This window comes from Planctomicrobium limosum, from assembly GCF_051465645.1.
GTDB lineage: Bacteria > Planctomycetota > Planctomycetia > Planctomycetales > Planctomycetaceae > Planctomicrobium.
On sequence record NZ_CP195790.1, the window covers coordinates 2,856,464 to 2,879,001 of the forward strand.

Genomic DNA, 22,538 nt, shown 5'->3' on the forward strand with positions numbered 1-22,538 from the left:
ATGCAAGTGCCTGCAACTGGACCGCTCATTCTTCTCACGTCTTCGAAGCGGCCCTTTCAGCGGCAATGAGATTGCTTCCGCTTGCCAAGGGCCTTTCTCCGCAACTCGAGATCAGCACTCGATGGGTGCCCTGCAGTCGCCCTGATGGGCGAAACGTTGAATTGTCTGAGGCCAAAGCATGACGCTCTCTATATAGATCGCGGTCGACGTTTTGGTGGGGCTCCCCAAGCGAGCCCTCAGGTCAGCGGGCTACTTGCGTCTGCTCCTGTTTACCTTTTCCACCAATTCCACCCAGTTTATAATTTCTCCTTGACTCTCCTCGTCAGTGACCTAGGTTTTGGAAGATTTTGAGGGCGTCATCATCACACTTCGGCCTTCGATCAAGACATTTCTTCGCAAATAGATTAAGAAACGCGGCAAGGAGAAGCTGGGAGCTTTGAGGGGACCTTGCCGCGTTTTCTTGTTTTTCTAGTTACACTTAGACGCGAATCCACCACTGTGGACGAAACCGCTGACGCGCCGTGGAAATTGCTGAATTGGCGGAAGATCCGCTTTCCTGTCGTCGATAAACACTGACACCGGTTGACGCTGACACAAACACATCGCAAGCGAATCGCCTGTCAGGTGAATCGAGATCTGTTTGAAAAGGTATTCAACGGCGTCACAAGTTTTACGAAGACAATTCTGCCTCGCAGAGATGTCAGAGAATCCCGTCCAGTCTTCTGCGTGAGAACTCTGGACTGATCCACTTAGACATTGCTCTAGCAGGAAGGAGAGCAGGATCGTACCTGGCACCGTCATGACGACAACTCCCTTCCGAGCTGCGTTCTGGGCAATGAGTCTCGCGTGTCTGATGACCGCGGTTCTTGTCTTTCCGAATCCGAACAAGATTCGAGCTGCCCTTCGCGCACAACGTACCGCACCACCGTTGCTTCCTTACGAGCGAAGTCTTCTTGCTCGAGCTGAACTTGAGCTCGAAGAAGTTGAAGAAGAAATCGACGAGGAAGAGGTCGCTCCTCAAATTGCAGAGGTGCAGCCAAAACCGGCTCCAGCTCCCAAAGAGGTTACTCCTCAACCGGAGAAGATGGTTGCGGCAACACCTGTCGAAACTCCAAAACCTGCACCAGAACCAACTCCGGCACCAGCTGCTGAACCCGCGCCTGCTGTTGCTCAGAGTGTTCCAGTACCGGTGCAAGTTGCATTGGCAAATACAACGGCTCCTTTCGGCCTGATGGCTCCTGTGCAACCACAAGCCGAAGCACCGCAGCCAGCTCAACCAGCAACAGTGCCTGAAGCCCCAACAACAGTATTGCCTTTCCCTGCACCTCAGGCTGACACTCCATTGATTGCAGGCCCGATCAGTTCAAGCCAATCTGCAGCTATGACGCTCCCAGAGCCATGGACTTTGCCGATTGCTGAAAAACGGGTCGATGCACCGATCAACATCATGGTTCCGGACCCGTTGCATCAAGCGACCCCGAGCCAGCCAGTTGCTGAACCAAAATGGGCAAGTGTCCAGGCACCTTCCACACTCGAACCAAATCCATTCGAACCGACGCCGTTTCGCAGGTCTCCATCCCAGATGACGGTCGAGCCATCTGTCGCAGTGACCACGAAACCACATCTGACATCAGAAGTGATTCAAGGTGGCCTGCCAGGTAAGTTCACCTTCCGATTCAACAATGCTCCATTGCATGAAGTGTTGCGAATGATCGGGGAACAAGGCGGATCACAAGTGGTTGTTGACGCCTCGATTCAAGGCAACTTTACCGGTGAGCTGTCGGATATCGATCCAGCACTTGCACTCGGGATGGTTGTGAAAGCCAATCGATTCACAGTAAATCGCCGCGGCAATTTCCTGCTCATTGGTGTTCGTTCGGAACGATAGGTCTTCCTGAAAGTTCTGTCCGAGACAACTGATCAAAATCTGAAATACAATTCCCCGTCAGCCGACTCAGAACATGAGGCAGCTGGCGGGGATCTTCGTTTTCAGGATTTCAATTCACTCACTACAAAGAATGTTAGCGGCCAATATTAAGAGCCGCGATGTAGAACAAGGCCGACCCGAAGGTCCATCACATTGGTGTGAGTTGGTCCAGTCTTCAACAAGGCCCCTACTGATTCAAGGAAGGGGTACGAATTGTTGATTTGCAGATACGGAACCGGATCGACTTTGCCCTGCTGAACTTCTTCGATCAATGAGCAATTCAACCAGGCACCAGCCGCATCCGTTGGCCCGTCTTCCCCATCGGTTCCGCCTGAGACAATCGCAAGTGGTGGCAGGTGCTCTTGAGACGCGAGTTCTACTAGAGCAGTGAGCACCAATTCCTGGTTTCGCCCCCCTTTCTGAGGCAGTGGAGTCACCGCAAGATTGACCGTCGTTTCTCCTCCGGCAACCACACACAACCTGGAACTTGCAGTCTGATCATTCGGTGAATCTGAACTCCGATTCACCTGATTCGTGCCGATGGCGAGAAGCTGATCTGCAAACTTCCTTCCGGTCTCAGCAGCATCGCCAGGTAGGTCCCATTTCGCGTCGACGACGTCATAGCCCAGTTCCGTCGCCTTCTGAACTGCCGCGAGAACTGCGGTTCGATTATTTCCAATAACATGATGTGAACATCGGCACTCGCCCTTGTCTTGTTGGCCTTCGCCTCGTCGATCGACTGCTCTGTGACTCTTCAGATATTCCAGAATTGACAGAGGAATAGAGAAACCGGAACGATCCTGAAATTGCTCAAGAACCTCCAATGCCTCTATTGCGGATGGATTCAGGTTCACTGTTGGGCCTGATGCGATGGTTTCCAGCGGATCGCCAATCACATCCGAAATCAGCAGAACAATCATCGTTCCGGCCTGACACGCTCGAAGCAATCCGCCCCCTTTGACCTCGGAAATTGCGCGACGCACGCAATTCAGTTCCGATATCGTTGCCCCGCCACGCATCATTGATCTGGTGACCGTCAGCTTATCTTCCAAACTGATCCCCGGACTTGGAGCAGGCAACAGCGCACTTCCGCCTCCGGAGATCAAGACGAGGCAAAGATCATCTGCGTTCAACTTCGAGACCAGTTGAAGGATCTCACGAGTACCGGCGACGCCACGCTCTGTCGGTTCGTTCACCCCGGCTGGCCGCGCTCCATGAAGATGGATTTTCTCAAGAGGAATGACACAATCGTCCGGGACGTTCACCCAACCGGTCGTTGTGGCCAACCAATCTCCCGGAAGACAGTCTTCAACGCCGGCAGCCATTCCGGCTCCAGCTTTCCCAGCACCAACAACGCAGATTCGCCCAACACCTTTTCTCACCCATTCCGACTGGCCGACTCGCAACGTGTCTCCAGCAATGACAATGTTGGTGGACACCAAACGACGCGAATCGACAGCAGCAACCCCTGCCTTCCAGATGGAGAGCACGTCCTCGACAAGTGAATCTGAAGAAGCGTATTCAAGGTCCATTAATCAACCTGCAGAAGACTGAGAACTCAGAGCGAATCAGCCATTCGGAACGCAGACCGCCTCGGTCCATGACGCTAAACCAGTCGTTCCAATTCCTTCTCAATTGCAATGGCTGCGAAATCATACAGCCAAACTGACACCCACATCGAGCGAAATTGACATGAAGTCCGCTAGGAATCGATCGCCAATGCGACCTGATTTGGCCCATAGACCATAAACCGGGAGAGGTTTCTACGACTGAATTCCGTTCACTCAAATCAACGACGTGACATCGATGACGCCGTATCGATTTTGAGAACGACTCTCTCTGAATGCTCAGAGGACCTGCCTGAAAGACTCCGTCGAAGAGATGCACGCAAAAATTGTAACGCGTGCGAACGACAGGAAGACAAGGTAAGAAGGATCAGTAAGAGAGCCACCGATCAGATTCGAACTGACGACCTACGCTTTACGAAAGCGTCGCTCTGCCAACTGAGCTACGGTGGCATGAAAAGACCGGTGCGGACCGCCGTAAAGCACTCCGCACCGGCCAAATTTAAGCAAGTGCGCCCGACTGGACTCGAACCAGTGACCTCATGCATGTCAAGCATGCACTCTAACCAACTGAGCTACGGGCGCGACTGTCGCAACTTCGATGAGTGAAAGCCAACCTGAATTGGCTAGACCTTTTCGGCCTCACCGCACTCTCCTATTTTCATAGGGGGATGATTGCGTGCAGGAATGTAACTCTGAATCGAATTCCGGTCAAGCAACTGAACCAAATTGACTTTGTCATTTCCTTCAAAAAGTGATTCCATCAACACTTCTCAATATTTATGCTATTATCTCTGGTACTGCAGAATGGCAGGAACGCCTTCGGTGCGCACATGAGGAGCCGGGTCATCGCCACATCAAATCGACAAATCTGCATTCAACAGCCCTGTCGTAATTGAACAGATAGTCGCAGGAGTTTTTCACAAGAGATCGCTGACCGGCAACACCAACTGACGTTTACGAAATCAGTCGCCCAGGAATCCAACACCTGACTGATTCGTATGCACACGGTTCGAATGATCACGCAACACCTGCCCTAAGCTGAAATTCAGCAAAGATTCCTTCACCAGAACTCTTCCGGGTTCAACACAACGGTAGTCGTAGAAAAGGGCTGTGAGCGAATCAGCCGCATAGAACGCGATCATTCTTACCCAAAAAAACAGCCCGCCAAGTGAAACACTTGGCGGGCACGTCGTATCTCTCGGGGGTTACAAATTCAGCCGGCAGTCAAGATAAAAGAATTTCCCGAAATTCAATGGCACGACGATCGAAGGGAACAACATCAAGAGTATCTGCAAATTCGAGACCAGTTCAACAGACAATAATGACAATTGGTTCAAATACAGATAATCCCGGCGAAAACATGCTTTCCTGGAAACCCCAAAATCTAAACGGGAGTTTCCACCTTGGCAATCAGTCCCGTTTCAAGACGCGCGTTTCAATACACAGCAACCGCAGAAACGATCCATTTCAATACAGTGCATTTTAAATGCACATCGAGTTAGCATCAAATGACTATTTTTACAGACAGTGGCATCTGATCTGCACTGTATTTAGTCAAGTTGAAGACTCAATCAGAATGGTACCCGCTACTATCTGAATCGATTCCTAAGGCATACACTGAATTTCCTGCTGCCGTCGTAACTGAATTGACTTCGCCCAAATGGAATCGAACAAAGAATCCGCACCTCAAGTAGCTCGGCCTGCGTTCCTCATTATCCAACGTGGAGCGGCTCTACTTGAAGTCATTGAACTTCCAAATCATGGGTCCGTAACGATTGGACGTTCCAGCTCCAACCGCGTTGTGATCCCGGATGCGAAATGCAGTCGAGAGCACTGCGAACTTTATTTGCGTAACGGGGTCTGGCAACTCCGAGACCTGAACAGTCGCAACGGCGTCACTCTGGATGGAGTTCCCATCTCGGAAGATCGTCCGCTTGCGAACGGAAGCACAATCGGCATCGGGGCCTGCACACTCGTACTTTCAAATTCGCCAACACCGGCGACGCCATCACCAGTGGCGCCCTCACCCCACAATGCCGCCGCTGCCGACGACGATCGCCCAGAGGTGACCTACGAGATCATCGAGCGAAAGTCGGGCACTCAATACGACAAGTCATCTGGCCTGCAACACAGCAAGGGAAAATCAGATCACGCGACAGCGCTGTTTCGTATTGCCAGATTGATGTCAGCGTGCGCTTCAGAGCAGGAACTTTGCCAGACTGTACTTGAGGCACTCGTCACACATTCCAATGCGGAACTGGGAGGAATTCTCCTCGCACCGACTGACCGTGAACACTGGACACATGACGATCTGATTCCGATCGCGACAATTGGAAATCGCCCGACGACGGACTTTTCATCTTTCCTCACTAAGAATGTTCTCACGGAACGAAACGCCGTTCTGGCGTACGACATTTCCAGCCACGCTGGGCTGTCGAACCAGAACAGCCTGCACGAACTCCAGGCCCATAGTGCGATGTGCTCTCCGATTCGCCACAACGGAATGGTGATCGGGGTTGTGCACCTTTATACACTTCGCCGTGAGAGCAAGAACATGACTCAAGATGACCTTGAGTTCACGCTTGCAGTTGCGGATCAGCTCGGCGATCAACTGTACAACCTGCGGGAACGAACCAACCTCGAAGTTGGTTTGGACCGTGCACTCCGTCAGGTCAATGACCTTCAAGGACAACTGGGAGTCGAAACCGAACTCGTTGGCCAGAGCCCGAGCCTTGAGAAGTTACGACGATCCATTGCCCGAGTTTCGCCAACAGACGCACTCGTGTTGATTCGTGGGGAAAGCGGTGTTGGCAAAGAACTCGTCGCTCGTGCCGTTCACTTCAACAGTAAACGAAAAGACGGGCCGTTTATCTGCGTCAACTGCGCCGCATTGACTGAGAGCCTGCTGGAAAGCGAGCTCTTCGGGCACGAGAAAGGGGCGTTCACCGGAGCTGCTGCACGCCGCGCTGGCAAGTTCGAACAGGCACACGGGGGGACGCTGTTCCTCGATGAGATCGGAGAAATGAGCCCCGAGATTCAGGCGAAGTTTCTGCGTGTTCTCGAAGGACAGTCATTTGAACGTGTCGGTGGTGGCGACCCCATCTCCGTCGATGTCCGTGTCGTGACAGCAACAAACCGTGATCTGGAAGATGCCGTTCGAGAGAAGCGATTCCGTCGCGACTTGTTCTTCCGACTGCAGGTGATCGAAATCACCGTTCCGCCGTTGCGACAACATGCAGACGACATCCCCTCCATCGCCCAACATTTCCTCTCCCGATTTGCTGCACAGGCACATCGGCGAATTCAGGGATTCAGTCAGGCAGCTCTCGAAAAGCTGAAGACTCATGACTGGCCGGGGAACGTTCGTGAACTGCGAAACGTCGTCGAGCGCGCAGTGATCTTGGCCGAGAATGAGTATCTTGGCGCGCACGATATTGTTCTCACCAAGTTGAATCTCGACCTGGAAGAACCGACACGGACCAATGCTCCAGCTCCACCTCAGGCAGCATTCCAAGCGCCAGTTCAACAGGAAGCAGGTTTTCAATCCGCTCCGGCGACTTCAGGAACTGGCATTAACTGGGACCGGTTTATTACGCAGAACACAACGCTCGATGACATCGATCGTCTGTACATTGAAGCGGTGCTGAAAGCGACCTACTGGAATAAGTCCAAGGCATCTCGCATCCTTCAAATTGAGCGCACAACACTGGATCGTCGCCTGAAGAAATATGGTTTGGCTCGTCCAGATGGCTCCGACGATGACGATCAGATTGATGAGCAAACCAGTCCTGAAATGACTCCGTTCTCTCCTCCGAGAGAATAAGACCTTCCACTTAACTGAACAAAGGGCTGCCGTTACTGGCAGCCCTTATTCGTTCCTGCGCTGGCTACTTCCTGCTCCGCTGAATCCAGCGAACGCATGACACCAGCGGGATTTGAACCCGCTCCTGCCGATCGAGCCTGAAACAGCCTCGCATTTCCTTACGCAACGTTTCAAAATGTGTATCGAATGCATTGTCGATTCCCGGTCGAATCGTGACTCAATTTTCGATTCCCACTTTTCTGCTTCAACATGACACCTACGCAAACACCACCGGAACTGGTTCAGGAATGTCAGCTCATCCTCGCTCACGCATGGATGGTCCGAGCGTTTCTCCGTCACTGTGAAGATTGCGAAGACTCGGCTGAACTTTCAGAATTCGGTCGCGAGATCTTTGACCTGTGTCGCGCATTGGAGCCGCACGCCGACACTCCGGTCGCGTACTTCAGAACACTCCGAAAGAAGATCGGCCACTTCCAGAAGGCGGTCGCCAAGTTCGGGATCGATGCCCCTCAGGTCTCGGTACACACCAACTTCATCATGGCCGTTGAGTCAATCAACGGGTGTCTGGCGTCACTGTCGAAGGCGTTAAACATTGCCACTGAAACTGGCATCCTGCCAACACTGGCACCACCGGCCTCTCCACTCCCAGGCGTCCGTCCATCGCCATCAATCATCCAGCCAACACCCCAAGCTGATGCAGACTAATCGGGTTCGGTGGACGTGCAACCACAGAGCCTCTTCATTGAAAAAAAGTCGAACCAAGCGTGACAGTTCCGTCACACGATCTTCGAGAATGACTCTAATCGCAACATGCGGACGGCTGATCCAATGCTGCTTTCAGAATGTTCGCAGCCAGACTAATTCCCTCGGCCGAGTCTGGGAGAACAACCACTCTCGATGGAAGTTCAGCAGCATCGTCGACCGCACCTGCTTCGGATTGTGCGAAAACAAATGTCATTGCAGGCTTCGCTTCACGATCGGGATCGAATTCTCTCGTCGCTTTAGCGTCGATTTTAGTGATCCCCACCACGGCATTTGCGATGGCCTGGTCAGCGACTTTGTCCTCACCGAGACGGAAGGCGACGTCGTTCTCGATCCCCATAAGGGAGAGTTCAGCGACCAACAGCTCTGCGAGTTCCGGAGTAATTGATGGAAGGTCAACAACAAGTGGCCTGACCGCGATTCGCTCCTGCATCTCGCGAACCGTTTCGCCCAGAACAGGGTGCCTCCAGTTCGGGGCAACGTCACACCAAGGGTCAAGAACAAACCTGCGATTCCAACAGGCTGGGTGCGGGATCGTCAACATGCCTTCGTTGAAACCCAGAGGACGGTGCCCTGTGGGATATGGAGCAATCCCTGGATTCACGTCTTCCAGGTCCGTCAGATGGATGCAAGCGTGCCCATAACTCAGCAGATCCAGATCGAGTGTTCGGGAGCCCCAATGCGTATCTCGCTTGCGGCCAAACTCGGATTCGACTCGCTGAAGTTCCTTCAATAGAGCCTGAGGCGAAAAGGATGTCTGCAGCAGAGCGACGGCATTCACATAGGGAGCACCAGCATTCTCTCCCATTGGTTTTGTACGAAAATTTCGACTGCGGGAGACGAGTATAATCTCTGCGACTGCATCGAGTTTTGCGAGTGCTTGCGCAAAGACCTCATGCACGTTTCCGACATTTCCACCGAGCGCAATTGCAGTAGTGATCATTATGCTATTCTGACACAAATTACAGCAATTCAACAGATGTGGATGAAAATCTTGGAAATGGCCATTGCCATAATGCAAGCATCAAACAAACCCGCCAAATTCTAGGCAACAAAAAAGCCGGAACCCTCACTGGAGAGTTCCGGCATCGGAAGTTCCAACAGTCAGCTCATCAATTTGAAAACGAGCACACTGTCAATATAATTCTCGACTGCAATAGAGAGCGGCTCATTGAACCGCCTGATTTCTATTCGTCGCCGTGATCGACAATTTTCACAATCTCCACACTCATGGTCGTGCGAGGTAATTCAATCTCGACTTTCTCCCCGACCTTCTTGCCCATTAGCGCAACAGCGATTGGGCTCGTTGTCAAAATCTTCATGACCGGGCCGTCGTAGTCTTCTTCACCTGGACCGACGAATTCGTAAGATTCCTCGTCGCCAAACTTCAGATCTTTGATGGTCACGGTTGACCCGAATGTGACCTGCCCCTTGGGCATGTCAGCTTTGTCGACCACATAGCAGCTGCCAAGTTTGCCCTTCAGCATGTTGATCTTGGCTTGCAGGCGACCTTGTTCTTCACGCTGCCCGTGATACTCGGCATTCTCTTTGAGATCGCCCTCCGCACGTGCATCGGCGATCGCCTCGGTAATCTTCGGCATCACGACATCCTCAAGGTGTTTAATTTCCGCGAGGAGTTTTTCGTAGCCGTCTCGAGTAATAGGCTGTCGGTGCATCTTTCTACCCAGTCATTCATACGCGAAGGTGATGTGAACAAGCGAAAACCCACGAGTAGACACTCGTGGGAATGCGATTTAGAGCAGTCGTCTATCCATTCGTCGGCGACAAATTCACGACTCGTCAATCGAGTGCATGGAACCTGCGCATATCGAAATCAAGGGTGAGATCAATTGCTCTAAGACTGAATTGCTTTGTTCTCTGAAAAACAGAAACGGGCCACAGCTGCCGCCGCGTCCCGCAAACTCTAGTCATAACGTATTCGGAGGTGATTGTCCATCGATGACAAGCTGAGGACTGCCGAACGCTCTGAGTCATCCCCGATAAGCCACCCAAAGCAAAAATGCCCACCGGATTCGGTGGGCATCATCTCCACTACCGAAACTACGCAGCGTGGCGTCGCAGCAGATTCAGAATCCGCTCGAACTCGCTGTTGCTTGTGAATGGGACAAGGATCTTCCCTGACTCTTTTGAATTCAACTGAATCTCGACCGGAACCCCCAGGAGGTCACGAAGCTGAGTTTCCAGTGAATCGATGTGATGTGTCCGGTGCGGCTCTGCCTCGGACATTGGAATGGTTTCAACCACTCCGGATTCTGTCGCTGGCCCGGACTCTTCTGCTGTCTTTTTGACCACTGGAGTGGAGCTCACGACCGTCGCAGCAACAGGTTGCTCCTGCTGAACCGCGGCTGATTCTGAAGTCTCACCGACCGTCATCACCGGTTGCTGTTCCGGGGTCGAGTCGGCTGAGTTGGTCGCAGCCACTTCCGCTGTCTCAACAGGAGCAGAAGTTTCACGTCCCAGCATCTTCTTAACGGTCGCTTCAACTGCACGCACGCTGAGTTGCTCGGCTTGAATTCGACCGCACATTTCCAGCTGATCTGCTTCCGGCAGCGGCAGAAGTGCTCGCGCATGTCCGGCAGAAATCTTATTGGCGTTCAACGCATTCTTGACTGGGCCAGGCAGATCCAGCAGACGCAGCATATTGCTGATCGTCGACCGGTTCATGCTTAACTGCTTGCCCAGTTCTTCGATCGAACATTCGAACTGTGCCAGATAGTCTTTGAACGCCTGAGCCTTCTCCAGGTCGCTCAGGTCTTTCCGCTTCAGGTTTTCTTCCAGAGCGAACTCGCACGCAGTCTTGTCAACGACATCGACAATGCGGCACGGAATGGAAGTCAAACCGGCTTTCTGGGCGGCTTTCCAGCGACGCTCACCGGCGATCACCTGAAACGCCCCATCCACTTCCCGGACGAGAATCGGTTGAAGAACTCCATGCTCCCGAATACTGGAGGCCAGTTCGCCCAGTGCTTCGGCATCGAAGACCTGACGTGGCTGAAATGGGTTCGGGGTCAGTTGAGCAACTGAAATCTGACGGAGGTCGGCACTCTGCTCTGCAGAGCTTTCAGTAAATGCCGGACCGTTCCCTCCCAGCAAGGCGGACAATCCGCGGCCAAGTCGGCGAGAAGGCTGGGTTGAATTTGAATCGTTCATGGGGTGTCCGTCTCCGTACAGACTCTTTCCAATCGCTATGAATACTGGCGCCTGGCCCAAAGTGACCTGTCAAGAATGACGCACACTTCACGACCAGCTGTTACCAGCATCGAAATGGGACGACAGACTCCGCTGCCGCAGGGGAGAAAAATGATCGTTTCTGGTTCTCAAGAAACAAATCGCATTCAACTGATACGTCGAATCGCTCCCTGACACGACTCGATCCTACTTTTTCTTCGGCATGGTCCCTGCTCCCACTCCATTCCGGCAGTGCAGGTTATACCGACTTTTCGTTACTTACCGACATTCACACGAAACTCGAACCGCCGAGTTAAGACTGGCAATTTGGGAAACATGCTCGTATCGGGAGAATTGAAAGCCGGTACGTTTTAGAGATTTACCGCTGTCGGGTCCAGACCTGAATTCGCTCAGGGGCTCGATCGCGAATCTGAGAAGGAGACATATCGTCGAGAAGGACGAGCGCGCTGGGGCGGTATTCGAAGGTAGCAACGAGCCGGACGGTCTCAGGCATCGCTTCCAATTCGGCAACCGCCTCCTTGGCGTGCGGGCCGGTGACCAGGTACATCGGAATCTCACTGGCGGCCGCGGACGTTATCGCAGCAGTCGTCGCAACGGGCTGCGCGACTATCTGAGGAAACATCTTTGCTGGTAAGGCGAGCTGAAAAAAAAGACCAGGTTCGCCCAAGACTGCAACGCCGGTAGCAATGCCATCCCGTGCCTCTCTCGATGTCTCCCGATAGTCTTTCAAAATCGACTCGCGGATCTGGTTGGCAATTTCCACGAACTCAGATCTTGGAGCGAGAGCTGAAGCCGAGTAGCTCCGGGACATCATTACGCTACAGATTATCAACACAACGCCCATCGACCTGGAGGTCCGGTCTTTCCATTTGATCGCCTCTTCGACCTGCGGTGATGCTAATGACTCAGGTGCGTATGTTCCAAAGAGACGTCGGAACAACAGTTCGATCCCGTAACCTGCTCCAATAATCAGCCCCGCCAGCAACGGCAAAATCAGTCGTGGATAAGGACGGTACATCGGCGTCGCAACAATCAAACCGAGAATCCACGCCAGTAAGATCCACCTTCCAAGTGAGTTTGTTGGCCGATCGGCCTCGCTCTTATGGTTCATCCACTGAATCACGGCAGCAATCACATTCAGCAAGAACAGGACTGGGAGCAGACCTACGAACCTGGTAGCCACAGCCATGAGCACGGCAATGCTAATTCCAACGCACTGTACGTAATAATTCGATCGCAAAACTTGCCCTTGAGTGGTCAGAAGCAGCCACGAGTTTGCGACGATGATTGCAGCACCAATCCCAATTGCTGAGATCCAGGTTGTATAGAAGCGGTCGACTGCGAAGTGATTCTGAATTGAGTTGAGCCACCCAGCAGGACCAACGACGTAACCGGCGTGATTCGCGGCCACTGCAGCGTAGCCGCCTGTTGCCTGTAACCCAGCCAGGCACGGCAACCACATCACCACGGCCAAAGCACTGAGAACGCCAAACTGAATCAGCGTCGGTGATGCGACTTTCAATCGTCGCACTTCAAACACAAACCAACCTGCTACGCCTGCTCCCACGATGGCCAATGGAAGCCAACCGTTGTACTTCGTCCACCACGCCAACGTGGTGAAGAGACTGGCTGCGATGATCCACTTCCAGTTGGATTGACGAAGTCCACGCACACTTGCCCCAACAGCTAACGTCAGCCATAGCGTTAATGAAATGTCCGTTAGCGCGGTTCGACTATACTGAATCATTAACTCCGACATGCATGTGATCACCATCGCTGAAGCAGCCGCGATCGAAACGCGGTATTTCGACGAAAGGAACTGTGACGGCGGATTGAGTTTCGATTGGTCTGGGGCGTTGCGAAAGAGACCGCTCGATGTCCATCCAATGGCGAAGATCAGCAGCACCCCCATGATCACGTTCACCGCAATCACGCTTCCAGCATTGCCGCCGCTCAGAATCAGCATCCATTCCAACACTGCAGGGAACAAAGGTGGCGCGTAGAGATGCTGATATGGGAAGCAAAAATCAGGGGGACCAACATACAGATTTGATGCATAGACTCCTTCATCGAAGTGTTCGACCCGTACTAGATCCAACTGGTAACTTCTCAGTTGGATACCTACTACAAACACGACCCCAACAACGATGAGCGTTGGCAGGAACGATGGCATTTTCCATTGCAGTCTTGGCTCTGTCATCGAACGACTTTCATTACTGAATCAATGCGTGAGCAGCTCGAACATGAGAAGCGAAGCCAACGCAGAAACTCAAGTATGCAGAACGTCAAACAGTGTGACAACCACAAGCGTGCTTGGAGATGCCGCACCATCGTCCGTGAGTACGCACAGTCATTCAAACTGCACTATCATGAACAGCACTCAATCGATGCGAAATACTGAGTCATGAACCGGACGGTTAAATCCACTTACTGATTCGATTCGTGTTTCACGTGAAACACATGAAGTGGCCTTCCGCTTGATCACCTCCACTCATACATCGTGAGCATGATGCTCTCCTTGCCTATCACTGAAACAGTCGCAACCATGCCCTGTCGTTTCACGTGAAACACTTCAACGAAACACGTTCTGAACCAGCGCCACTTAGCACGCAACTAAACACTAATTAACTCCAGATTCGTTTCACGTGAAACACGCATAAATCGCCCCACAAAGAAAATCACAAGACCGATGAGCAACCAACAAGACAATCCCGATCCAACAGACAAAACACTGGACAATCACACATCACCAACAACGGAGATCTACGTCAGCACTGACATCGAAGCAGATGGCCCAATCCCAGGACCACACTCCATGCTTAGCATTGGTTCAGCGGCTTACCTCGAAGACAAGACTCTGCTCGCAACATTTAGCGCTAACCTTGAACTGCTTCCAGAAGCAAGTGCTGATCCACAGACAACGGAGTGGTGGAATCGCAACCGTCGAGCCTACCGCAAGACTCGCGTCAACATGGAGTCACCAGAGGTCGCAATGAAGCGATACGTCGAATGGTTGAAAGCTCTCCCTGGCCGACCAGTGTTCGTTGCCTACCCTGCCGGCTTCGACTTCACCTTCGTCTATTGGTACCTGATGAAGTTCGCTGGGGAGTCGCCATTCTCATTTGCATCGCTCGACATGAAGACCATGGCCATGACCATGATGAACTCTCAGTTTCACGCAACAACCAAACGACGAATGCCACGCCACTGGTTCGATAAGTTGCCGCACACCCACGAAGCCCTGACCGACGCGATCGAGCAAGGAGCTCTCTTCTGCAACATGCTCGCCGAGCTTCGCAAGATGAATTGAAGACGGTGACAACCAGCTTGCGATTGTCGTGACACATCCAAGACTTCCCCTGGGTCCACAGCAAAAAGCCTTGCCTTTCCCCTTCGCTTGAGCCATCGGTTACACTGGTCTCCAGAAATTGGAGACGATGATGGCCGGACTGTTTGATAAAGAAGAAAAGAAGAACCGCGACGCTGCCCGACCGTTGGCCGCCAGAATGCGTCCGCGTACGCTCAACGAGTTCGTCGGTCAGCAACACTTCCTCGGAGAAGGCCGTCTGCTACGACGGATGCTCAAGGCCGATCGACCTGGCTCGATGATCTTCTATGGGCCGCCAGGAACGGGGAAGACCTCACTGGGTGCAATCATCGCCCGGCATACGCAGTCACACTTTCTTGTGCTGAATGCTGCTTCCGCTGGAGTCAAAGAACTTCGCGCGGCACTCGACGAGGCTCGAGCCCGACTGAATGCCGACGGACAACGGACCATTCTTTTTGTGGATGAACTCCACCACTTCAACCGCACTCAACAAGATGTCTTGCTCCCTGACGTTGAAGCCGGCGTTGTGAGTCTCATCGCGGCGACGACGGCCAATCCCTTCTTCTCCCTCGCCTCGGCGTTGATCAGTCGAAGTCAGGTCTTCGAGTTTCAGGTACTCAAACAGAGTGACATTCTCACACTCTTGAAACAGGCACTCACCGACAAAGAGCGTGGTCTTGGGATGCCGGAATCAACAGCAACCGACGAGGCACTCGCCTTCCTTGCTGACGTCTGTGATGGCGATGCCCGACGTGCATTGACGGCATTGGAGATCGGAGCAGGGTCGCTCGACAAGACGAATCCCATCCTCAATCTTGAAGTCGCTCAAGAGTCAGTCCAGAAGAAAGCACTCCTCTATGATGCGAAAGGTGATCAGCACTACGACGTCACGAGTGCGTTCATCAAAAGCATGCGAGGCAGTGATCCCGATGCCGCCATTTACTGGCTGGCCCGAATGCTCGTCGCCGGTGAAGATCCCCGATTCATTGCTCGTCGGATTGTGATCCTTGCCAGTGAAGATGTCGGGAACGCAGACCCTCAAGGCCTGATCATGGCGAACGCCGCCGCTGAAGCGACCGAACGTGTCGGGATGCCGGAATGCCGCATCATCCTTGCTCAAGCGGTGACATATCTGGCGAGCGCTCCAAAATCGAACGCGGCTTACATGGCCATTAACGCGGCGATGGATGACGTGAAATCTCAACGAGTGATCCCGGTCCCAGTGCATCTGAAGGACGCCCACTACCAAGGAGCAAAAAGACTGGGACATGGGGAAGGCTATCAATACGCTCACAGTGGAGCCGACGCCTGGGTCGATCAGGACTACCTCGGGGTCGAAAAGCAATATTACATCCCCACCGATCGGGGCTTCGAACAGCAGATTCAGAACCGCCTCAACGAACTGAAACAGCGTCGCTCCCGCCCCGACGATGCACCTCATCCTGAGCCCAACTCCGAACAATGAAAACGGCTGACCTCCGGGCTCGGTTCACAAGATGCCGCTCCCCGATCTGGTCAGGGGAGCCAACAGGGTCACAGAAGTCGCTCGTCAGGTGAACATCCCTGCTAATGTTGATACATTTCCGTCTTTGAAATCACGTTCCTGAGTTCAATACGGAGATTCAGAATGAGCAAGCCGCTGAACATTGGCATGATCGGTTACGGCTTCATGGGCCGGACTCACACCAACGGATACAAACGAGCGAACGACTTTTTCCCTGAACTTCAATACCGGCCAGTCCTCAAAGCTGCTTGCGCTCGAAACAAAGAGAGTATTCAGGCCTTCGCGAACCAGTGGGGCTACGAGTCCATCGAAACCGACTGGAAAGCGCTGATCGCTCGGCCAGACATCGATGCCGTCGACATCTGCACTCCGAACAACCTTCACAAGGAAATCGCGATTGCCGCTGCCAAAGCTGGCAAGATGATCCTGTGTGAAAAGCCTCTCGCCATGAACACGGCCGAAGGCGAAGAGATGGTCGCCGAGATTGAGAAAGCCGGCGTCGCCAACACTGTCTGGTACAACTACCGTCGTGTTCCTGCTGTCACATTCGCCAAGCAGATCATCGACTCCGGGCGTCTCGGACGAATCTTCCACTACCGCGCCAACTTCCTGCAGGACTGGACAATCAACGCCGAGTTGCCACAAGGCGGCAACGGCCTCTGGCGTCTGGATGCTGCCGCTGCAGGTTCTGGTGTCACCGGCGACCTTCTGGCTCACTGCATCGACACTGCGATCTGGCTGAACGGTAGCGTCACCGACGTGACCGCGATGACCGAAACCTTCGTGAAAGAACGGGTCCATACCGGCACCGGTCAAAAGCAGAAGGTGACGATTGACGACGCCTGTGCGTTCCTCTGCCACTTCTCAAATGGTTCGCTGGGGCTCTTCGAATCCACTCGCTATGCCCGTGGCCATAAGGCACTCTACACATTCGAAATCAACGGCGAGAACATGTCACTGCGCTGGGACCTGCATGACCTGCACCGTCTTGAAGTCTTTGACTACAAGGACGAAGGTCCGCTCCGTGGATGGAAGAGTATCCACGTCACCGACAACAGCGGCGAGCACCCGTACATGGACAAGTGGTGGGTCCCAGGCCTGCAGATTGGGTACGAACATACCTTCGTTCATCAGGTCGCTGACTTCCTGAAGAGTCTGGAGACAGGCACTCCTTGCCAGCCAACGTTCCGTGACGCACTCGAAACCCAGAAGGTCTGTGACGCGGTGCTGGCCAGCGCCAAAGATCGCACCTGGCACAACGTCTAACACGAGAAGCCGCCGCTTGACGGTTTCCCTAATCACGAAGCCCCAGTGTTCTCGCTTGCGACAACACTGGGGCTTCTTCAGTGATCGACTTCGAATTTACTCGGCGGAGAACTCATTGATCAGAGAGCGGACTCGCGTCAGTTCCAGAAAGACGCGTTCCAGATCGGCCAGGCGAACCTGATTCGGACCGTCGCTCAGTGCCTTATCAGGATCAGGATGCGTTTCCATGAACACGGCATCTGCACCTGCGGCTACGGCAGCGCGGGCAATGAATGGAACCATCGCCCGATTCCCGCCTGTCGTGCTTCCGCCTGGTCGTTGAACACTGTGGGTCGCGTCAATACAGACTGGGCATCCCATCGCCTGCATCGTTGGAATCGCGGTCATGTCGTTGATCAGCCGCCCGTAACCAAACATGGTCCCGCGATCTGTGAGCAGAACTTTATTTGCTCCTGCCTGCTCACATTTCCGGACTGCGTGAATAATATCTTCCGGGGCGATGAACTGAGGCTTCTTGATATTCACTACGCAATCGTGGTCGCGTGCGGCTTCCGCGATTGCATGAACGAGATCTGTCTGACGCGCCAGGAACGCTGGGACCTGAAGGATCTGACAGACTTGTGCAGCGGGTGCCGCCTGAGATGGTTCGTGAATATCTGTCGTGACCGGCAGTCCTGTTTTCTCTCGAACGCGGTTGAGGATCTCCAGACCCTTTTCCAGACCTGGCCCACGGAAGCTGCTCACGCTCGTTCGGTTGGCTTTGTCAAAGCTCGCTTTGTAAACGATCTGCCAGCCATGTTGATGGGCAAGCTCCGCAATACGCTGCGACGTCTCAACGATCAACTCTTCAGATTCGATGACGCAAGGCCCTGCAATAAACAAGAGCGGTCGCCCTACCCCACAGGTGTACTGCTGCACTTGCAACGGATTCGTCGCCATTCCAATTCCATTCCAACAGGTCTTTGATCTCAGTTGAATCGGAGCGTATCAGAAGAATTGAATTCCCCCCAATGGCAGTTTTATGAAGTTCTCGTGCGGTCGCACGCGAACAATCCTGAATCGTATCCAGCCCCTGCATCAACATACTGCAACCAGTCAGATCAGATCTTCAATCGCTTCCGTCAGGCAAAAATCAACCTCGCACTCATATGACGTGAAGACATCCTCTGGCGATTCGAAACTCTACGGCCAGCAAAGTTGACCTTGTGTTTACTGCGAATCACTCCATCAGGATTTCCAGATACCTTAACGCGAACTTCATTGCTCCCTGAAAAAATCCGTTCCATGACGCAGCAAGGAGAATTGAGGTTTCAGGTCTCCAAATGCATCGCTGCGAACGGGCATCTAATTCGGGAGTTTGAAATGAGTTCGACTGGTTCAGAGAATTCGACACGCCGTGCGGTCACACGCGGCTTCACATTAATTGAACTACTGGTGGTCATCGCCATCATTGCCATTCTGATCGCTTTGCTTCTGCCTGCCGTTCAACAGGCTCGTGAAGCCGCCCGACGCTCACAGTGCAAGAACAACCTCAAGCAGATGGGGTTGGCCATTCACAATTACGAGTCGACCTTTAACCGAACTCCACCTGCCGGTGAGTTCACTCCTGCTGGCGGTCGCAACTTCACTCGTACCTCGTTCTTCACATCCATCCTTCCGTTCATCGAACAGGCTCCGCTGTACCAGAAGATGAACATGGCTCTGCCCTACAACCACTCAGGTGCTCCTGAAAATCAAGTCGCCGCCAAATCAAGCATCAACGTGTTTCTCTGCCCAAGCAACGGGAACTTTCAGGAAGAACCTTATGGGCAGACCGACTACATGCCCGTCGCCTACACCGACATCAGCGTCGACACCGGCGTGCTGAAAGGAACCCCGGGTTACACAGCTGTTGAACACCACGGGATTCTCGCTGGTCGCGGAACTGGCTACGGCAAGTTTACAGACGCAACCGATGGTCTGAGCAACACAGTCGCACTCTGGGAAGATTCCGGTAAGCCAACCCCGATGGACGGCAAGTACAAAGCTGCCATGGAAATTGGTATCGCTGGAGGATGGCCAGAAGCGAACCTTGTTGACACCTGCGACTCAGTCACCGCTAAAGGACGTTGCCCACGTCGCTGGGCAGACGGGGACAGCTCGAACGGAGTCTCCGGTCCAACGAACCGGACTCCACTGCAGGGCAACGCACAGATCCTGAACAACCACAAGTCCCCAAGCGGCGGCCCAACGGAATGCCCCTGGTCCACAAACAATTGTGGGCCAAACGATGAGCCATTCAGCTTCCACACCGGTGGCGTTCATGCCGTCATGGGAGACGGGAGCGTTCGCTTCTTCTCAGAGAACATCAGCTCTGTCATCGTTGCACGAGTCTGTGCCCCTTACGACGGCCAGACCACCGGCGAGTATTAAGACCGTTCGACGCGTCTCGACGCTGGTCACATGATCTAAGGAAACAAAAGAGCCGCGCTGATTACTCAGTGCGGCTCGATTCGTATTTCAATCGAACTCATGCGTTGAACAGAATACTGAAACGTCACGAGTGCTCTGACTTCAGGAACTGTGCAAATGCCTTCTGAAACTTCTCGACTTTCGGGCCGACAACCAACTGGCAGTACGGCTCGGTTCCATGATGAGCAAAATAATCCTGATGATAGTCTTCAGCAGGATAGAAATTGATCAGTGGAGAAACCTCCGTCACGATGGGATCGCGATAGTGACCTGATTCAGTGAGAGCCTGAATGACACCCTCAGCGATCCGCTTCTGCTCTGCATCGTGATAGAAGATGACGGAGCGGTATTGTGTCCCGATATCGTTCCCCTGCCGGTTCAATGTCGTGGGATCATGACTGGCGAAGAATGCGGCCAGAACCGTCTCGAACGAAATCACAGCAGGATCGTACTTCAAGCGAATTACCTCGGCGTGACCAGTCGTCCCTGAACAGACATCGCGATAGGTTGGGGTCTCTGTCGCTCCTCCGGAATATCCAGACACGACTTCACTGACGCCGTTCAAACTCAGGAAGACAGCCTCGGTACACCAGAAGCATCCGTTTCCGAATGTTGCTTCCGACAGAGCAGATTTCAAATGAGGCTCAGACATCAAACGGACCTTTGAAATGTTCGGACAAAAATAGAATCAGAAGACACCTGCGGACTGATCACTTCCCAACAGCTGCCCCGCTCAACCGGAGATCAGCAACGCCAATCGATTCCCCATCAGCATTATTCATGACCTGAATTGTATGTGCATCCCCCTGACTACCTCGGAGCGAAACAGTATGACCACGTCGTTCCAGTTCGGACACCAGAGTGGGGTTCAGCTTCTCAACCCGTTTTTCAATCTGGATCTGATCTGGCATCCATTGGTGATGAAATCGCGGTTCGCGAACGGACTCTTCTGGACTCAGGTCAAACGCCAGACTGTTCAGCAGGACGCAGAAGACCGTATTGATAATTGTCCGCCCGCCGGGGCTGCCAGTGACCAGAACCGTCTTACCCTCTTTCAGAACCAGAACGGGAGTCATCGAACTCAACATGCGCTTGCCGGGTGAAATCTGATTTGCTTTTGTCCCAATTCTTCCAAATCGGGTTGTCTCACCGGGGAACCAATTGAAGTCCCCCATCTCATTGTTCAACAGGAATCCGGCACCTCGAACAACGACTCGCGATCCAAAACTTTCTTCCAGCGTGTATGTATTTGAGACCGCCATTCCGTTGCGATCGATGATTGAAAAGTGAGTCGTCGACTCGGACTCGTTGCGTACGAGCATCCCTTCCGGGGCAAGAGACACACTCGAAGTTGCCTTATTCAGATCGATCGTGCTGGTAAGTTTCGCAGCGTATTCCGGTGTCACGAGCGAATTCGGAATCGAGACATAGTCAGAGTCGCCCAAGAACTTTGCTCGTTCCAAATAGGCACGACGCATCACTTCTGCCCGGTAATGAACTGAGGCCGCTGACCAGCGAGGAGCATCTTTGACTGACGACTGTTCCCACATGTTCAGCATCAGCGCCAGTGTGATTCCCCCTGAACTCGGGAGAGACGGGGCATAAACGTCGTGACCTCGAAATGGAATCTTTACCGGGAGACGTTCTTTGGCCTGATAATTCATCAGATCCTGTTTCGAGATGATCCCGCCACTCTGCTGCATCTCCTTCAAAAGCAGGTCAGCAATCTCTCCTTGATAGAAAGCATCAGGGCCGTGCTCGGCAATCAACCTCATAGTCTTCGCGAGGTCAGGTTGCTTCAAAATGTCCCCGAGCTTCCATTCCGATCCATGCGGGGCACCATAGAGACGGTGGAATTCTGTGAACGATTCGGCTGTGTTTCGAAGCCCGGAATTGAGAGAACGAACCAGTCCGGCATCAACGGGAAAACCTTCCTCAGCGAGTTTGATCGCTGGCAGAACCAGCTGCTTCCAGGGAAGGCGACCAAATTTCTGGTGTGCAAGTTGTAACCCGCGGAGTGTTCCCGGCACCCCAACCGCTTTCGCGTGACGAGTCGAGTCATCCGGGCCAAACATTGTTCGAGTCGCACTCGCTGGCGCCTTCTCACGATAGTCAATAAAGACCGGTTCCTGACCAGTTTGAGGATGAACCATCATGAAGCCGCCGCCACCGATGTTGCCAGCTTCCGGCCAGGTCACCTGTAAGACAAGCGCCACCGTGACTGCAGCGTCAACCGCACTTCCTCCCTCGTTGAGAACCTGCAAGCCAGCATCAGAGGCCAGCTTGGAAACGGTGACAACAACGTCCCGACCGGAACAACTGGCAGGGGTGTCATCTGCCATGCAGGACCATGGACACGCCCATGTGAGACCGAGCACTGCCACCAAAATACGAAGCAACATGGACACGGTTCCTTTGCAAGATGACTCTCAACCGGACAGGGATAAGAGACAGTCTGTGACAGGATGATCCCCTATTGCAACTGCAAAGCCGATCAAACCTGAATCACAGACATCACCCAGAGGTCGCGAACAGCCTGACATTGCGATCAGAACACGAATCCAGTATTCACATTCAGAGAAAAGGAACGAGAATTACTCGGAATCGCAACAACACAAAACAATACGTTGCCATTCAATCATGGTCAGAGGAGCTCGCGATCTGCTTTGCCAGACCCCTTTTCACTTTAGAAATGAAGC

Annotated in this window: 15 protein-coding genes and 2 tRNA genes; 7 read left to right on the forward strand and 10 right to left on the reverse strand. The window is 53.1% G+C overall.

Annotation, left to right across the window (positions count from 1 at the left end):
• Positions 1-799: 799 nt before the first annotated feature.
• Positions 800-1,888, forward strand: a complete 1,089-nt coding sequence (locus tag SH527x_RS10715) for a hypothetical protein (RefSeq protein WP_437190672.1) — start codon at positions 800-802, stop codon at positions 1,886-1,888.
• Between the two features lie 146 nt (positions 1,889-2,034).
• On the opposite strand, the gene SH527x_RS10720 is transcribed toward SH527x_RS10715, so the two are convergent.
• The 3 genes from SH527x_RS10720 to SH527x_RS10730 all read right to left on the reverse strand — a co-directional run bounded on the left by SH527x_RS10720 (position 2,035) and on the right by SH527x_RS10730 (position 4,077).
• Complete coding sequence (locus tag SH527x_RS10720) at positions 2,035-3,459, reverse strand: glycerate kinase type-2 family protein (RefSeq protein ID WP_437190673.1); 1,425 nt, start codon at positions 3,457-3,459, stop codon at positions 2,035-2,037.
• A 413-nt stretch (positions 3,460-3,872) separates the two neighbouring features.
• A tRNA-Thr gene (locus SH527x_RS10725) sits at positions 3,873-3,945 on the reverse strand.
• Positions 3,946-4,003: 58 nt separating this feature from the next.
• Positions 4,004-4,077, reverse strand: a tRNA-Val gene (locus SH527x_RS10730).
• A gap of 1,078 nt (positions 4,078-5,155) precedes the next feature.
• On the opposite strand from SH527x_RS10730, the gene SH527x_RS10735 reads away from it, so the two are divergent.
• Entirely contained in the window at positions 5,156-7,318 is a 2,163-nt protein-coding gene (locus SH527x_RS10735) for a sigma 54-interacting transcriptional regulator (protein WP_437190674.1), read from the forward strand.
• Between the two features lie 249 nt (positions 7,319-7,567).
• Positions 7,568-8,023, forward strand: a complete 456-nt coding sequence (locus tag SH527x_RS10740; protein ID WP_437190675.1) for an amidohydrolase — start codon at positions 7,568-7,570, stop codon at positions 8,021-8,023.
• A 94-nt stretch (positions 8,024-8,117) separates the two neighbouring features.
• Here SH527x_RS10740 and folK read toward each other — a convergent pair whose 3' ends face one another.
• From folK to SH527x_RS10760, 4 genes are all read right to left on the reverse strand, one after another.
• Positions 8,118-9,023: a 2-amino-4-hydroxy-6-hydroxymethyldihydropteridine diphosphokinase gene (gene folK / locus SH527x_RS10745; protein WP_437190676.1), complete on the reverse strand. Its 906-nt coding sequence runs from the start codon at positions 9,021-9,023 to the stop codon at positions 8,118-8,120.
• Positions 9,024-9,267: 244 nt separating this feature from the next.
• Entirely contained in the window at positions 9,268-9,756 is a 489-nt protein-coding gene (locus SH527x_RS10750; RefSeq protein ID WP_437190677.1) for a GreA/GreB family elongation factor, read from the reverse strand.
• 385 nt (positions 9,757-10,141) lie between these two features.
• The gene (locus tag SH527x_RS10755; RefSeq protein ID WP_437190678.1) at positions 10,142-11,251 is read right to left on the reverse strand and encodes a ParB/RepB/Spo0J family partition protein; all 1,110 of its coding nucleotides are present in this window, start codon (positions 11,249-11,251) and stop codon (positions 10,142-10,144) included.
• A 397-nt stretch (positions 11,252-11,648) separates the two neighbouring features.
• Positions 11,649-13,490, reverse strand: coding sequence for an ArnT family glycosyltransferase (locus SH527x_RS10760; protein ID WP_437190679.1), 1,842 nt, complete (start codon positions 13,488-13,490; stop codon positions 11,649-11,651).
• A 489-nt stretch (positions 13,491-13,979) separates the two neighbouring features.
• On the opposite strand from SH527x_RS10760, the gene SH527x_RS10765 reads away from it, so the two are divergent.
• From SH527x_RS10765 to SH527x_RS10775, 3 genes are all read left to right on the forward strand, one after another.
• Complete coding sequence (locus SH527x_RS10765; protein ID WP_437190680.1) at positions 13,980-14,600, forward strand: 3'-5' exoribonuclease domain-containing protein; 621 nt, start codon at positions 13,980-13,982, stop codon at positions 14,598-14,600.
• Between the two features lie 127 nt (positions 14,601-14,727).
• Positions 14,728-16,083, forward strand: a complete 1,356-nt coding sequence (locus SH527x_RS10770; protein ID WP_437190681.1) for a replication-associated recombination protein A — start codon at positions 14,728-14,730, stop codon at positions 16,081-16,083.
• A 162-nt stretch (positions 16,084-16,245) separates the two neighbouring features.
• Complete coding sequence (locus SH527x_RS10775; protein WP_437190682.1) at positions 16,246-17,388, forward strand: Gfo/Idh/MocA family protein; 1,143 nt, start codon at positions 16,246-16,248, stop codon at positions 17,386-17,388.
• Between the two features lie 96 nt (positions 17,389-17,484).
• Here SH527x_RS10775 and kdsA read toward each other — a convergent pair whose 3' ends face one another.
• Complete coding sequence (kdsA, locus tag SH527x_RS10780; protein WP_437190683.1) at positions 17,485-18,327, reverse strand: 3-deoxy-8-phosphooctulonate synthase; 843 nt, start codon at positions 18,325-18,327, stop codon at positions 17,485-17,487.
• Positions 18,328-18,750: 423 nt separating this feature from the next.
• On the opposite strand from kdsA, the gene SH527x_RS10785 reads away from it, so the two are divergent.
• Positions 18,751-19,800 carry a DUF1559 domain-containing protein gene (locus SH527x_RS10785; RefSeq protein WP_437190684.1) on the forward strand — a complete coding sequence of 350 codons (1,050 nt, stop codon included), beginning with the start codon at positions 18,751-18,753 and terminating at the stop codon, positions 19,798-19,800.
• Between the two features lie 124 nt (positions 19,801-19,924).
• On the opposite strand, the gene msrA is transcribed toward SH527x_RS10785, so the two are convergent.
• Positions 19,925-20,491, reverse strand: a complete 567-nt coding sequence (gene msrA, locus SH527x_RS10790) for a peptide-methionine (S)-S-oxide reductase MsrA (RefSeq protein WP_437190685.1) — start codon at positions 20,489-20,491, stop codon at positions 19,925-19,927.
• A 58-nt stretch (positions 20,492-20,549) separates the two neighbouring features.
• Positions 20,550-22,241 carry a gamma-glutamyltransferase gene (gene ggt, locus SH527x_RS10795; RefSeq protein ID WP_437190686.1) on the reverse strand — a complete coding sequence of 564 codons (1,692 nt, stop codon included), beginning with the start codon at positions 22,239-22,241 and terminating at the stop codon, positions 20,550-20,552.
• Positions 22,242-22,538: the final 297 nt, after the last annotated feature.

Bases quoted from the DNA above. Each gene is read 5' to 3' on its own strand.
- SH527x_RS10775 (WP_437190682.1), top strand. From the start codon at position 16,246: ATGAGCAAGCCGCTGAACATTGGCATGATCGGTTACGGCTTCATGGGC.
- SH527x_RS10785 (WP_437190684.1), top strand. From the start codon at position 18,751: ATGAGTTCGACTGGTTCAGAGAATTCGACACGCCGTGCGGTCACACGC.
- SH527x_RS10770 (WP_437190681.1), top strand. From the start codon at position 14,728: ATGATGGCCGGACTGTTTGATAAAGAAGAAAAGAAGAACCGCGACGCT.
- SH527x_RS10750 (WP_437190677.1), bottom strand. From the start codon at position 9,756: ATGCACCGACAGCCTATTACTCGAGACGGCTACGAAAAACTCCTCGCG.
- SH527x_RS10765 (WP_437190680.1), top strand. From the start codon at position 13,980: ATGAGCAACCAACAAGACAATCCCGATCCAACAGACAAAACACTGGAC.
- SH527x_RS10760 (WP_437190679.1), bottom strand. From the start codon at position 13,490: ATGACAGAGCCAAGACTGCAATGGAAAATGCCATCGTTCCTGCCAACG.
- SH527x_RS10740 (WP_437190675.1), top strand. From the start codon at position 7,568: ATGACACCTACGCAAACACCACCGGAACTGGTTCAGGAATGTCAGCTC.
- msrA (WP_437190685.1), bottom strand. From the start codon at position 20,491: ATGTCTGAGCCTCATTTGAAATCTGCTCTGTCGGAAGCAACATTCGGA.
- SH527x_RS10755 (WP_437190678.1), bottom strand. From the start codon at position 11,251: ATGAACGATTCAAATTCAACCCAGCCTTCTCGCCGACTTGGCCGCGGA.
- SH527x_RS10720 (WP_437190673.1), bottom strand. From the start codon at position 3,459: ATGGACCTTGAATACGCTTCTTCAGATTCACTTGTCGAGGACGTGCTC.
- SH527x_RS10715 (WP_437190672.1), top strand. From the start codon at position 800: ATGACGACAACTCCCTTCCGAGCTGCGTTCTGGGCAATGAGTCTCGCG.
- SH527x_RS10735 (WP_437190674.1), top strand. From the start codon at position 5,156: ATGGAATCGAACAAAGAATCCGCACCTCAAGTAGCTCGGCCTGCGTTC.
- kdsA (WP_437190683.1), bottom strand. From the start codon at position 18,327: ATGGCGACGAATCCGTTGCAAGTGCAGCAGTACACCTGTGGGGTAGGG.
- folK (WP_437190676.1), bottom strand. From the start codon at position 9,023: ATGATCACTACTGCAATTGCGCTCGGTGGAAATGTCGGAAACGTGCAT.
- ggt (WP_437190686.1), bottom strand. From the start codon at position 22,241: ATGTTGCTTCGTATTTTGGTGGCAGTGCTCGGTCTCACATGGGCGTGT.